The following is a 13,635-nucleotide window of genomic DNA, read 5'->3' as shown; positions in this document are numbered from 1 at the left end:
CCTACATGATTGACACCCGGAACCCGGCACGTCCGTCTAAGACGTTCTCCCGCTCCTACATCTCACCTGAGCTGCAAGCCCACTTGGACCAGGGCGGCACGGTCGAGGAGTGGCTCGGCGGAAGGACGCCGATCGCCTCCATGGCACGCATCTCGGCCGACCGGCTGAAGGGGGACGCCATCGGGGTTGGCCGCCAGCACAAGAACAACGCGCGGAACGCAGCTCTGCACAACTGCGCCGTCGTCGTGTGCTACGAGGACAACAACCTAACGGCCGCGAAGCGTGAGGTAGTTCGCCCTGCCTTCCTCCAGATGGTCAAGGACATCACCCATGGCTACGAGGAAGAGACCGGCATCCCGCTCAAGGGCTGCATCGCGGTTGAGCGCGAGCGAGTCTGGCGGCTACCCCGCGACTTCATCGCCCTGCAAGACGCCTTGGTGCTGAACGGCACGGGGACCTTCATCGAAGACAAGACGCCCCTCAACCTCGTCGATGATGACGGAACGATCATTGCTGGCTTGGTGACTTCCGGAACGGGTGAAGCTGAGGTTCGCAAGATCCGGAAGAGGACCACGCGCAACGCCAAGGATCGAGCTGAAGAGGGAGGTGTTCCCGGCGGCCCCCGCCGCTTTGGCTGGCTTGGATCGGATAAGCGACAGGGCCGCCTTGGCAACGAGAAGAAGAACCACCTTGAGTGGCCCTATTTGATTCAGATGGTCAAGAAGCGGGCTGAGAACCGCTCTTGGCGCCATATCACGGGTTGGATTAACAAGCAGAAGTTCGAAGACGGGAGCCCTGTCCTCACCGCTCGGGGTGGCAAATGGTCTGAGCAAGGAGTGAAGGGCGCCGTCGCTAATCCATCCTGGTGGGGTGGCCGAATTTTGGGCGGGGAAATCGTTACGGATCCCGATACGGGCGAACCTAGGCTGGGCAAGTGGGAGTACGCCGATCCGGAAGTTGACGGGGTGGGCTATGAAACCTGGAAACAGATCATGGCAGGAGTGAACGCGAACCGTCTTCATCGCGGGATGGCGAACACCGCCACTTCCGAAGCGTCAGGGGGAGAGCCTAGCCGCGTAGGGAAGTATCTTTTCTCAGGAATTCTTCGTTGCGGTCGAATCAATGACCTCGACGAGGTGTGCTACTCGAAACTCAATGGGAATAAGGCGAGCGGAAAGAACGCTAAGTATGGCGACTACTACCGGTGCGGTGATGCTAATTGCAAGGGTGTAGGTCGCCGAGTCGCGCCAGTGGACGAGTTTCTTGAGGAATTGGTCTTGTCTTATCTGGACAAGCACTTTTCAGGAACCAAACCCCGAACTGCCCCATGGAGGGGAAAGGAAAAGCTTGATGGCCTAATTATTCAGCGCAGGAAAATTAAAGGCTCCGTAGCAGAGGGAGAGGTTGATTGGAGTGACGTCCACGATATGCTCACGACCCTCAATAGGAACATTAAAACCCTTCAGGATGAGGAGCAGGAACATCTCCGGACGGAGTCCAGGAAAAATCTTCTCCGCGGTTGGAGTCGAAAGAAGTGGGAAAAGATGGAACTGGACGAAAAAAAGGAGGTCATTTCTCAAGTTCTCGTCTCGGTTGTAGTTCTTCCAGTGCCGAAACAGCGGAGCGACAAGGCGCCGTTTGATCCCAACCTTCTGCAAATCTCTTGGCGCAAAGAGAAGGAGGCTAATCCTCAGGATCAAGGCCCAGAATCGCCGCCAAGGCCCGACGCTGCGTAGGTCCAGGATCGGGCGCTCTCTCCAACTGGACCCGAACCCATTCATCAATCGGGATCATGGTCTTCCCGTTCCAAACCCCCGGCTTTGCTCCGGGGGCTTTTTCTACTTGCAGCACCTCTTGCCCGGATTCATCTATCGCACCACCGGAATGAGAATATCCCGCGCGATCCTTACGCAGCATATTTCCACCCTTCGGCGATCATTTCTCGTCTGATGTCGCGTAGATTCGCGAGGTCTTCGGCTATGCCATATGCAATGTCCGCTTCGGCCGGAGAGTGCCCGGAGCCGACGTAGCGCCAAGCAGACTCGGTGACGGGGTCCCGCTCCTCCAGGACGAGGAGGCCGCCCCCGTTTTGGTGGTCCGTGCGGACTGCGCGCAGTGCTCCGTAGGTGGTGGAGTACTGGCGGGATTTGGTGAGGACATGGCCCCGGAAGCCGAGGGTGTGAGTCCATGCCCGCAGGTTCAGTGCCTCCAGCTCGGGCAGGCCGCCCAGGCGCCAGCAGGCAGTCATGAGGGCGCGCAGGTGAGCGTTCACCGGGGCGAGCCGGATGCTGTCGAAGTCGGTTATGCGGTAGTCGATTCCGCCCGCGTCGCCGACGCTCTTGGAGACGTACTTAGCGACGTAGGCAGCAACGGCGCTGTCGGTGACCGCCGAGGAGTCGGTGAATGCGTCGCTGCGGATCGGGTGCACGTCGAGCTGTTCGCCCCACTTGAGGACGCGTTCACCGGTCGCCGGGGAGTACGGAGTGTGCACCTCGACGGAGTCCGCAGCCGAGTGCACAGCGCCCGTCAGCAGGTCGGTTGTGGCCCACGAGGGCGGAAGCGAGGCAGGACCGTCGGGCCCGTCAAGCCGGATCACCGCATGGAAGTGCACTGCGCCACGTTTTTGGTATTCGGCGACCTTCGCGAAAGACACGGTGAGGTGTTCTCGCAGGCAGGTTTGTGTGATTCCTGCGGCCGTTGCCAAATGCCGCCTGAGTGTGCGGCAAAAGCGATTCCACAGTGAGCCGGCGGATGCGTGCCACAGGACGTGTCCGGCGTAGTCGTAGCAGTCCGGGCACAGCGGCTGACCGACCGCAGAATCGGTGTCCTCGTGCTTGCGTCCGCAGCCCCGGGGCCGCCCATGCTCGCAGACGCCGCCGTCCCGTCGAGGGCGGCACCGAGCCCCCTCAGGACCGCTGACACCGTGCACCGGGCCGAACGAGGGGGCGGTCAGAGTGACGAACAGCCGGGGGTGGCGCTGGACATTGCTCGTGATGCCCTTGCCGCCCAGCAGGCCGGAGCGGACCAGGTGGAAGGTGTCGCCTGCGTGCAGGTAGGAGCACGGGGCGCAGCGCGTCTCCCGGCGGTTGCGGCAGCGCACCGGCATGCGCCCGCCGGGTTCCTCGCTGGTGTCGTAGCGCCGCAGAATCTCGCCCGTCACGGCGTCACGGATGGTGGTGTGCCCCGCGAGGTAGATGGGGTGGGCACAGCCGCCAATGGATTTGATCTGTTCGAGCCAGCGCGGGAATCCGGGTTCGTGGACGAGCCGGATCAGGTCGCGTTCGGTAGACGAAAGAAGGCGCAGACGCTCAGCCTCATTGAGAACTGAGCGCCGCGCCTCATCCGACATCGGATACATAGGAGGCCCCCTTTCACGAGGGATGGGCACGGCGTTCATGGGTCAACTCCTGCTTTGGCTTGTCTCAGCTATTAATTCGACTTGGCTTCGAGGGAGAGGAGATAGGGAGGGGTGAATGCTTCAATGTTCGGGAGATTCGCGGTACGCGTCAGCGCTTTTCTACGACCGAATGTAATACGCGCTGACCCAGCCCTTTTTCCCCTTGTTGGCGCCGCTGGTCACCTTGCCGTAATACCACAACAAATCCTTGTTGCAGTACATGTAAATTCGGGTTCCCTTGGTGAGGATTCCCAGGGAGGTGTACTTTGTTCCAGGACCTTTACGGAGATTCACGTTCTCCGTCGTTTTGTAGTAGTCCTGCCACATCAGGCCGCACCCTTGCGGCAGGGAAGCAGCCTGCGCCGTTCCGGCGGTCGAGGCGACACCGACCGCCGTCATCGTGAGACCGAGCACGCTTGCCGCAACGGCGTAAACTGCCTTGTGGCTGATCTTCATTTCTTTTCTCCTCATCTGGTTTCTTCAGTCGGCCATGCAGGGGTCGGTGGATTTTTAGTCGTCCTGCATTACACGCAGTCATCCACGTACCGCTTGGCAACCCATCCGACGGAATTCTTGGGTAGCCCCGTCGCCGACTTAGCGCCGAGCCGCAGCTTTACCCAGGACCCCTTCGCGTCGATCTTCCATCCCCAGTCGCCCCTATAGAGCAGGCCCCGTGACTTGTATGTGGCGCCGGGGCCAGTACGGAAATTGACACCGTTGGTGTTGATTTCGTAATAGGAATTCGGTATGCACGACGTCTCTGCGGCACTGGCAGCGGGAGCCATGGTCACGGCCCCGCCGAGGAGCACGGCAGCGGACGCCATACCAGCCGCTACACGGGTGGGGATTCGCATTCTTCTTCTCCTTTGAATTACGGAACGGCGAGACGGCCCTGTTGCCGCCTCTGGGGGTTTTCTTTTCCGGGGTCAGCCGAAAAAGAGGCTTCCGAGAATCTTGACGATCTCCCAGACGGGATATGAGAACGGAGTTCCTGCGAGCAGGAATCCGAAGAGGGAAATCAGGGTTGCCTGATACCAGCGGATTTCCCGTGACCGGGCGATCAGGACCACGTACAGCAGAAGGAACGTGTCGATCACCCAGAGTTCGTTCTGTGTCATGCCGCTACTCCGTCCTTGTCGAAGGTCACGGGGTCCGGTTGGGTCAGGAACGGGTTCACCGGGGGATCCGTGCGGGCGATTGCGGCCGCATCGGCAGTGGTGACCAGGCGGGAGCGGGCCCGCATCCACCGGCCGCCCATGGCGGCCACGGCGACGCCCTGTTCGTCCTCGGTGATGTTCTGCGCGGTCACCACGGCGTCCGGGTTGATGTCCCCGAGGGTCATCTCCGCCGATGCCTCGTCGTGTGCACGGTGGGCGATGCGTCCGCCGAGCTGTGCGCGAAGGGCGGTTACGCGGGGGCCGATGTCGGAGCCGACCCGTTGTCCGGCGATGACCAGATGCACGCCGAGCGCCGCGCCGAGCTGGGCGACGCGCAGCAGCAGCGTTCCGCACTGCTCCGCCTCGTCCCTGGACTCCCGCGAACCGTCGGAGAGGTACAGCTCCGCGAGTTCGTCGACGATGACGACCAGGGGCACCGGCCGATCCGGCTCGGGCAGCTCCCACACGGACCGCTTGCCCAGCGCCCGGCATACGCCCATGCGTGCCTGGATCTCCTCGACGACCCCGCCCAGCAGGCCGACCGCTTGCGTACGGTTGGTCGCCAGGGCGGAGAGCCGTCCGCCGAACAGGCCGAGTTCCATGCCGCCCTTGCAGTCGATGCCGACCAGGGCGACCGGCTGAGGCGCCAGCGCGAGCACCAACGAGGCCAGGAGCGAGGACTTGCCGGACTGCGTGGCCCCCGTGACAAGCCAGTGCGGAACGCGCCGCAGGTCGATCAGCCAGGGCTCGCCGTCCTCGACGCGGCCCACGTCAGCCGCCAGGAGCACAGGTGCCGGCGAACGGGTCTCAGGGACGTCTCCTTTCAACGGATCCATGGCTGTGACCTGCACGATTACCTGCCCGCGGCGGGGCGAGGTGACCCGCACGGAGTGCACTCGCCAGGCGTGTTCCATGGCGCGAGCCGCCGCGTAGTACGGCGCGGGAGTCTGGCCCGGATGCAGTTGGACCCGCAGCATCAGCCCGGTTTTCGTGGGCACCGGCCAGGACAGGCGAGGAGGCTTCGGCCGCAGCGCGGTTCCCTGCACCACGAGGTCACGGCCGATCACCCGGTTGTTCGGCCGCATGCTCACCGACAACCCGTTGAGGTAGGCCAGCCGCCGCCACGTGAGGAAGATGCGCAGCGTGGTTTCCGGGTAGCCGACCAGCCACCAGCGCCACGGCCACCGCCGCACCGGCACACCGCGCGCCTCAAGACGAGGCTCCCACCAGCGTTGCGTCAGGACGCCGACGATGAGCAACGCGGTCAGGATCCATACGACCAGGGAGGCGGGCATCATTCCTCCCCTTCCTTGGGCTCCTCGGTCTTGAGGCGGGCCAGCACGAGGCGGGCGCGCATCATGGCCGTCTCGGCATGACGAGCCGTCAGGGAGAGGAGGAAGCGGAGCGTGGAGGTCTCGTCGGACGTGGTCAGCAGCGCTTCCGTGCCGGACAGCGTCTTCAGGTCGCGCAGCAGCGAGCCGAAATGGCCGTCCACGCAGAACACACCGTTCTCGCACTCAGCCATGTCGTCCACGTCGACCGCATTGGCCGTGCCCGTCGCAGCGGCCCGCATCGCTCGGGCCATGCGCTCAGTGTCATCAGCGATCTTTCCGGCGCACGGTTCCTTGCAGACGAACACCTGCGACTCGTCCGCCGGATTCCGGCCCACCGGAACCGCCGTGATCTTCGCCGTCAGGAAGTTCGCGCCGCAGACCACGCAGGCCATGCCGTCCGCCTGCTCCGCGTTCAGATGCCAGAAATAGCGCTCCATCAGGAGTCACCGCCGGCCGACTTCCCGCGCGGACCAGGCGCCGCGGCAGCCGGGCCCGAGACGGCACCGGAGCCCGGAACGGGGGTAATGGCGTCGGCGCGGTAGGTGGTACCGGTCCGGCCGTCCACCGCCCATTCATTGGCCATCAGGCCGGTGATCTTGACCTCGCCGCCTTCTATGAGGCCGGTCGGCTGGCCGCTGGTGACCACGTGAATGACGTCCGTGCGTCGCCCCTCTGCCTGCCGGATGGACAGGCCCGTGACCCACAGCGGGTTTCCCTCACGGTCCCGGCGCTGCTCGCCCTCCAGCGTCGTGCGCGGCTCCGGGGCGATCACGCAGCGGATCGTGCCCAGCCGGGCCGTGTCGATCGGCTTGTTGTCCATGGGAGTTCACCTCTCTTCTCAGCAACACCCACCCAGCCACTTATCCAGATGAGTGGAGGGATCATCCTCACTCGACACCCGGAGCGACGTCAACCACTTATCCGGATGAGTTAGGCGGGGTGGTGTGGCAGTCGGTCAACCACTTATCCTCATGAGTGCACAGGCCCGCCCATACCACGGACCACTGACAAGCAACCCGGCTCACCAACCCTGCTCCACCCCACGAGGAGCGCCGTTGAAGGACTTACCGCCGACCGGAGAGGGGCACGCCATGGCAGCCCGAGAGCACATCGAGCGCCGTCCAGCCATGTACATGCAGGTAGCTCAGCGCATGGCTGACGACATCCGGCGAGGCCGCTACCAGCCCGGCGAACTCCTGCCGTCCGAAGCTCAGATGGTGGAGATGTACGGCATCGGCAAGGCCACCGCACGGGCCGCCGTCGCCGAGGTACGTCACATGGGACTGGCCGAGTCCCGCCAGGGCAAGGGAACCATCGTGCTCGCCTCGGGCGAAGCCATGCCCCAGACCAAGGTGGTCCGCTCCATCCACCGTACGGCGAAGGGAAGTTGGAGTCTTCCGGAGACGACCGAGGCGGAAGCGCCCGCCGTCAGCCGCACCGCGCTCGACGGGCGCCCCGCACTCCTGTTGGGCCAGCAGGACCAGGACGCCATCAGTGTCGACCGCATGCTCTACGACCCGGCAACCGGTGCCCGCATGGCTCACCGTCTCCTCATCCCCATGGCCACATCCGCCGACGTGCCCTCACTCGCCGAGCAGCCCGACGCCGAAGTCAGCGACCTGTACCGCCAACTCGCCGAAGCCGGACTCAGCCTCTCGTTCACCGACCACGTCACCGCCCGCACCCCGTACCCGGACGAGCGCACCGCACTCGGACTCAGCGACGCCAGCCCCCTCCTGATCACCTACCGCATCACCGCCGACGCCGACCAGGAACGTCCCCTTTTGTGTGAGGAGCTGAAGGCGCCCGCCGCCACGTGCCAGCTCACCTTCCCTGTGACGCCGACGAAGCCAGCCGCCCGGCGCACCGCTCGCCGCTGATCCTGATCGGTCAAACTTCCTTTTACTTTATTCTTGCAATTCTCATACGCATCACTGCGCAACCGAAAACTGCATGGCGGCATGCGCCCGAACCTTCCCCTTGATCGCTTGTACCCGTAACCTTGACCAATCCCTTCGTGACCTGCCAAAATCCCTGTCGCACCCCGACATGGCGGGTGCATGACGAGTCTGACCAACCGTCATGAGTACGGCCGAAATCGCCGCAAGGCGCAATTCGGCGCAAAGCTAGGAAGACATTTGAAGACTAAGATTTCGCGTGCCACTGTTCTGGCATTGGCCGTTGCAATGACGGGCACGCTTATCGGGGGATCCGCCGGCACGGCAATCGCAGCCTCGAAGATTACTCGAGTCACCGCGCGAGCTGACCACCAAACGGCTTCACTCGCACCGGTCCCGTCAAGTGAGGTCGCCCCGGCCTCCAGCCCGCTGCACGTGCTAAACGGCTACGTCTCATACTCAGAGGCCGGCTACCAAATCGACGCTCCGGCCTCCGTGCTGGCCGAGGTTCCGAAGGATGACCTCGACAAGTTCAATGCCTACATTGACGCTGTGAACAGCGACATCAAGAGTGGCAACCTCGTGATGTCTGGTGACGGAGTGGCGGAGTCTGCTCCAAGCGAGGCACTCGCACGCAAGGCCTTGGCCGTCGAGCAGGCAGCCGCACACAGGGGCCACGGGTACATAAAGACTCACTGGTACGGCATCGAAGTAGGACTGGACAGCTGGCTGACCAACAAGGTGGAAGGCGGTGCCTGGACCGGCGCCGGGATCGCGACGCTTGCCAGCTATCTCGGCGGAGGGAAAACCGCCGGTATTGTGGCGGCGGCACTCGGCATCGCGGCGGGCGCAATACAGGTCTGCCAGCACAAGGACGGCTGGACAATCCTGTACTTTCTCGGTCCAGTCGGCCCCACCGGGTTCGTGTGTAACCCATTTGGCTAAGATGGAGAAATTCTGATGAGTCCAGCAATAAAGCAGGTCGTGGCCACGACGACCGTAGGAGTTCTCGCCCTCCTCGCTCTAATCTCATTCTTCGCTCAACTGCACTCCTCGGGTAACTATGCGAAGATCTTTGGAGCGGCCGCTGTTGTCGCGGGGGCTGTCTTCTTTGCGCTCGGCTGGGTAAAGCGGAAGAATTAGCTCTTCAACGGTGGCGGTTCGTGTTATGAGTAAGTGAGGACACGAACCGCCACCGTTGAGCATTCCAGGCACGATCACACCCTGGGAAATAGAGGCGCGTCACCGCCCGCACCCCGTACCCGGACAAGCGCGCCGCACTCGGGCTCAGGGACGCCAGCCCCCTCCTGATCACCTACCGCATCACCGCCGACGCCGACCAGGACCACCCTCTGCTGTGTGAGGAACTGAAGGCCCCCGCCGCCACGTGCCAGCTCACCTTCCCCGTCACGCCGCGCCCCCGCCACAACTGAAAATCCGCACGGAGGCACGCCCTCAGAGCCAGGAGTCGCGCCAGCCGTTGCGCCAACGGATACTCTTTCCCGATCCGGCTACCAGCTGCGCCAACTTGCCTCCGAGCGTGGCCGATTGCCGTCACACTGTAGGGCACGGCTTCGCGACGGTCTGCCACGGGGGATGAAGGTATGCAAGACGACCTCTCGTCGAGAATTCACCAAGCGGATCAGCAGGCGCCCGATGGCATCGAGGTGCTGCTGATCGTCCTGCCCGATCCCGAGTTGGATGCGGAGGCAGGGGAACGGGTGATTCGCCGGCTCAGGGCCGAGATTGCCGATCTGGACGTCGACGCGGTCCACGCTGGCCCCAACATCCAGGCCCCTGACACAGCGAAAGGCACCGATGCCGTCACTCTCGGGGCCATCGTCGTGGCGCTGAGCGCATCCGGCGGCGTGTTCACGGCGCTCATCGAGACCGTACGTGACTGGCTGGGCAGGTCCTCCGCACGACACCGTGTCTCGCTGACCATCGACGGCGACACGATCGAGCTGGAGCGAGCGTCCGACGCCGAGCGCCAAGCCCTGATCCACGCATACGTCCGGCGCCACACTCGCGACTAGCCATGGGTCGCCGCCTGGCGTTGCTTATCGCCACCTTCCACTATCAAGACAGCGCTCTGCGGCAGTTGACCGCTCCTGCACATGACGCGGAGGCGCTCGCTGCGGTGCTCAAGGATCCGGACATCGCCGGGTTCGAAGTCACTCCCCTGATCAACCAACCGCACTATGTCGTCGGCAAGGCCATCGGTGACTTCTACCGCAATGCGCGCCGTGACGACCTCACCCTCCTGTACTTCACGGGCCATGGTCTCAAGGACGACGACGGCCTCCTGTACCTGGCGATGGCTGACACGTACCGCGACGATCTGCTGTTCACCGCACTGGGTGCCGAGCGGATCAGCCAGGCCATGAAGGGGTGCAACTCTCGGCGGAAGGTGCTGATCCTCGACTGCTGCTACAGCGGGGCGTTCCCGGCCGGCAGGATCTCCAAGTCCGACAGCGCCGTGCACACCGCGGAGCGGTTCCGTGGCCGCGGGCACGTCGTGCTGACCGCTTCCGACGCGACCCAGTACTCGTTCGAAGGAAACCAGGTGCACGGTGCAGCCGTGCAGTCAGTGTTCACCCGCTACTTGGTGGACGGTATACGTGACGGCAGTGCGGACCTCGACGGCGACGGCGACATCACCCTCGACGAGCTGTACGGCTACGTCTACGAGCGGGTCGTCGACGAAATGCCGCAGCAACGGCCCAAGCTGCAAGGCGACGTTGAGGGCCGCATCGTCATCGCCCGTAACGTCAACTGGGCCCTGCCTCCCTACCTGTCCAACGACCTTGCCAGCCCGAACGTGGACGACCGGCTCACCGCTCTCGACGAGCTCGCCCGTCTGCACCGCAAGGGCAACGACGTCGTACGCAGCAGTGTCATCGAGGAGATCCAGCGCCTCACCGACGACGACAGCAAACGCGTGTCCAGCGCCGCCGCCCGCCTACGCTCTCTCCTGCCACTGGCGCAATCGTCGTCGTCGGAAGCGCCGCCACCACCGGCGCCCGAGAGCACTCCTGAGCAACCGCAGCCGCCCCGCCGTGAATCCCCAACGCCGGAGGTGACCGAGAGGTCGGTAACCGGACTGGAGGATGCAGTCACCCTTGGCCGCCGTGGGCAGGCCCACCGGCAGATGCATCGCTTCGACGAAGCGATTTCCGATTTCACTGCGGCACTCAACCAAGACCCGACACTCAGTTGGGTCCTCGCTGAGCGTGGTGTGACGCACCGCGAGTGCGGTCGCTACGACGAAGCGATTTCCGATTTCACCGCCGCACTCGACCTCGACCCCCAGTACGCCTGGGCCCTCGCTGAACGCGGTGAGGCCCACCGGCAGGCCGGTCGCTACAACGAAGCCATCACCGATTTCACCGCGGCACTCGACCTCGATCCTCAATATGCCTGGGCCCTCGCTGAACGCGGTGAGGCCCACCGCCAGGCCGGTCGCTACGACCAAGCCATCACTGACTTCACCGCGGCACTCGACCTCGATCCCGCACTCATCCGGGCCCTCGGTCGTCGCGCTGAGGCCTACCGACAGGCGGGTAACTTCGACGAAACGGTTTCTGTTTTCACCGCGGTACTCGACCTCGACCCCACACTCAGCGGGGTCCTCGGTCAACGCGGTATGGCCCACCGGCAGGCAGGTCGCTACGACGAAGCGATTTCCGATTTCACCGCGGCACTCAACCAAGACCCGACACTCAGTTGGGTCCTCGCTGAGCGTGGTGTGACGCACCGCGAGTGGGGTCGCTACGACGAAGCGATTTCCGACTTCACCGCCGCACTCGACCTCGCCCCCCAGTACGCCTGGGCCCTCGCTGAACGCGGTATGGCCCACCGCCAGGCCGGTCACTTCGACGAGGCCATCACCGACCTCACCGCCGCACTCAACCTCAACCCCCAGAACGCACACGCCTTGGCTCAACGCGGTGAGGCCCACCGCGAGTGCGGTCGCTACGACCAAGCCATCACCGACCTCACCGCCGCACTCAACCTCACCCCCCAGGACGCCTGGGCCCTCGTCTCCCGCGGTCAGGCCCACCGCGAGGCCGGTCACTACGACCAAGCCATCACCGACCTCACCGCCGCACTCAACCTCACCCCCCAGGACGCCTGGGCTCTCGCTGAGCGCGGTGAGGCCCACCGCGAGGCCGGTCACTTCGACGAGGCCGTCACCGACTTCACCGCCCTACTCGACCTCGACCCCTGGGACGCGGGGGCCCTCGTCTCCCGCGGTGAGGCCCACCGCCAGGCCGGTCGCTACGACCAAGCCATCACCGACCTCACCGCCGCACTCAACCTCACCCCCCGGAACACAGGGGCCCTCGTCTCCCGCGGTGAGGCCCACCGCCAGGCCGGTCGCTACGACCAAGCCATCACCGACCTCACCGCCGCACTCAACCTCAACCCCCAGAACGCACACGCCTTGGCTCAACGCGGTATGGCCCACCGCCAGGCCGGTCGCTACGACGAGGCCATCACCGACCTCACCGCCGCACTCAACCTCAACCCCCAGAACGCACACGCCTTGGCTCAACGCGGTGAGGCCCACCGCCAGGCCGGTCGCTACGACCAAGCCATCACCGACCTCACCGCCGCACTCAACCTCACCCCCCAGGACGCCTGGGCCCTCGTCTCCCGCGGTCAGGCCCACCGCGAGGCCGGTCACTACGACCAAGCCATCACCGACCTCACCGCCGCACTCAACCTCACCCCCCAGGACGCCTGGGCTCTCGCTGAGCGCGGTGAGGCCCACCGCCAGGCCGGTCACTTCGACGAGGCCGTCACCGACTTCACCGCCCTACTCGACCTCGACCCCTGGGACGCGGGGGCCCTCGTCTCCCGTGGTGAGGCCCACCGCCAGGCCGGTCGCTTCGACGAGGCCACCGCCGACCTCACCGCCGCACTCAACCTCAACCCCCAGAACGCACACGCCTTGGCTCAACGCGGTGAGGCCCACCGCCAGGCCGGTCGCTACGACGAGGCCATCACCGACCTCACCGGCGCACTCAACCTCAACCCCCAGAACGCAAAGGCCCTCGTCTCCCGCGCTGTGGCCCACAGCGAGGCTGGTCGCTTCGACGAGGCCATCACCGACTTCACCGCCATACTCGACCTCAACCCCCAGAACGCAGGGGCCCTCGCCTTCCGTGGTCAGGCTCACCGCCAGGCCGGTCGCTTCGACGAGGCCATCACCGACCTCACTGCCGCACTCGACCTCGACCCCCAGAACGCAAGGGCCCTCGTCTCCCGCGGTGTGGCCCACCGCCAGGCCGGTCGCTTCGACCAGGCCATCACCGACCTCACCGCCGCACTCGACCTCAACCCCCAGAACGCAAGGGCTCTCGCTGAGCGCGGTGAGGCCCACCGCCAGGCCGGTCGCTTCGACCAGGCCACCGCCGACCTCACCGCCGCACTCGACCTCAACCCCCAGGACACATGGGCCCTCGCCTCCCGCGGTCAGGCCCACCGCGAGGCTGGTCGCTTCGACGAGGCCATCACCGACTTCACCGCCGCACTCGACCTCAACCCCCAGGACGCCTGGGCCCTCGCCTCCCGCGGTCTCGCTCACCACGAGTGCGGTCGCTTCGATAAGGCCATCACCGACTTCACCGCCGCACTCGACCTCAACCCCACACTCAACTGGGCTCGTGTAGGCCTGGAGACCGCGAAGAGGGCCAGCGCAAGGAAGACTGGCTAGGTGTGCTGTCCGGACAGGTTGGTGAACATCTGCTGTCCGTTCTCGTGGACAAAGCCACCCCCCTGTGGAACTCCACGTAATTCCCCATCGGCAGCGTCAGGTTCCCCAGCCAAACGTTCGAGCGCGG

11 protein-coding genes are annotated in these 13,635 nt (G+C 64.7%); 5 read left to right on the top strand and 6 right to left on the bottom strand.

Annotated features, from left to right (window positions below):
* Nucleotides 1-5: 5 nt before the first annotated feature.
* Nucleotides 6-1,736: a recombinase family protein gene (locus ACFY1U_RS30705; protein WP_390697362.1), complete on the top strand. Its 1,731-nt coding sequence runs from the start codon at nucleotides 6-8 to the stop codon at nucleotides 1,734-1,736.
* A gap of 170 nt (nucleotides 1,737-1,906) precedes the next feature.
* Here ACFY1U_RS30705 and ACFY1U_RS30700 read toward each other — a convergent pair whose 3' ends face one another.
* The 6 genes from ACFY1U_RS30700 to ACFY1U_RS30675 all read right to left on the bottom strand — a co-directional run bounded on the left by ACFY1U_RS30700 (nucleotide 1,907) and on the right by ACFY1U_RS30675 (nucleotide 6,708).
* Nucleotides 1,907-3,358 (bottom strand): replication initiator, encoded by a 1,452-nt coding sequence (locus ACFY1U_RS30700; RefSeq protein WP_390697361.1) that lies wholly within the window; start codon nucleotides 3,356-3,358, stop codon nucleotides 1,907-1,909.
* 159 nt (nucleotides 3,359-3,517) lie between these two features.
* Nucleotides 3,518-3,853, bottom strand: coding sequence for an SH3 domain-containing protein (locus ACFY1U_RS30695; RefSeq protein ID WP_390697360.1), 336 nt, complete (start codon nucleotides 3,851-3,853; stop codon nucleotides 3,518-3,520).
* A 470-nt stretch (nucleotides 3,854-4,323) separates the two neighbouring features.
* A complete protein-coding gene (locus ACFY1U_RS30690) occupies nucleotides 4,324-4,515 on the bottom strand; it encodes a hypothetical protein (protein ID WP_390697359.1) in 192 nt (63 codons plus the stop codon).
* Nucleotides 4,512-5,852, bottom strand: coding sequence for an FtsK/SpoIIIE domain-containing protein (locus ACFY1U_RS30685; RefSeq protein WP_390697358.1), 1,341 nt, complete (start codon nucleotides 5,850-5,852; stop codon nucleotides 4,512-4,514). Before ACFY1U_RS30685 ends, ACFY1U_RS30690 begins: the two co-directional genes overlap by 4 nt.
* On the bottom strand, nucleotides 5,849-6,325 hold the full coding sequence (locus ACFY1U_RS30680; protein ID WP_390697357.1) for a hypothetical protein: 477 nt from the start codon (nucleotides 6,323-6,325) through the stop codon (nucleotides 5,849-5,851). The genes ACFY1U_RS30685 and ACFY1U_RS30680 overlap by 4 nt, the downstream gene beginning before the upstream one ends.
* Nucleotides 6,325-6,708 (bottom strand): hypothetical protein, encoded by a 384-nt coding sequence (locus ACFY1U_RS30675; RefSeq protein WP_390697356.1) that lies wholly within the window; start codon nucleotides 6,706-6,708, stop codon nucleotides 6,325-6,327. Before ACFY1U_RS30675 ends, ACFY1U_RS30680 begins: the two co-directional genes overlap by 1 nt.
* 271 nt (nucleotides 6,709-6,979) lie before the next feature.
* Here ACFY1U_RS30675 and ACFY1U_RS30670 point away from each other — a divergent pair, with 271 nt between their 5' ends.
* The 4 genes from ACFY1U_RS30670 (at nucleotide 6,980) to ACFY1U_RS30655 (ending at nucleotide 13,508) form a co-directional block, all read left to right on the top strand.
* The gene (locus ACFY1U_RS30670) at nucleotides 6,980-7,768 is read left to right on the top strand and encodes a GntR family transcriptional regulator (protein ID WP_390697355.1); all 789 of its coding nucleotides are present in this window, start codon (nucleotides 6,980-6,982) and stop codon (nucleotides 7,766-7,768) included.
* 180 nt (nucleotides 7,769-7,948) lie between these two features.
* Complete coding sequence (locus tag ACFY1U_RS30665) at nucleotides 7,949-8,731, top strand: hypothetical protein (protein WP_390697354.1); 783 nt, start codon at nucleotides 7,949-7,951, stop codon at nucleotides 8,729-8,731.
* A gap of 659 nt (nucleotides 8,732-9,390) precedes the next feature.
* Complete coding sequence (locus ACFY1U_RS30660; protein WP_390697353.1) at nucleotides 9,391-9,822, top strand: hypothetical protein; 432 nt, start codon at nucleotides 9,391-9,393, stop codon at nucleotides 9,820-9,822.
* 2 nt (nucleotides 9,823-9,824) lie between these two features.
* Nucleotides 9,825-13,508, top strand: coding sequence for a tetratricopeptide repeat protein (locus tag ACFY1U_RS30655; protein WP_390697352.1), 3,684 nt, complete (start codon nucleotides 9,825-9,827; stop codon nucleotides 13,506-13,508).
* Nucleotides 13,509-13,635 lie beyond the last annotated feature (127 nt).

This window comes from Streptomyces sp. NPDC001351, from assembly GCF_042896045.1.
In the GTDB taxonomy this organism is placed as follows: domain Bacteria; phylum Actinomycetota; class Actinomycetes; order Streptomycetales; family Streptomycetaceae; genus Streptomyces.
The sequence above is the reverse complement of the archived record's forward strand: the minus strand, read 5'-3'. Positions and strand labels throughout refer to the sequence as shown.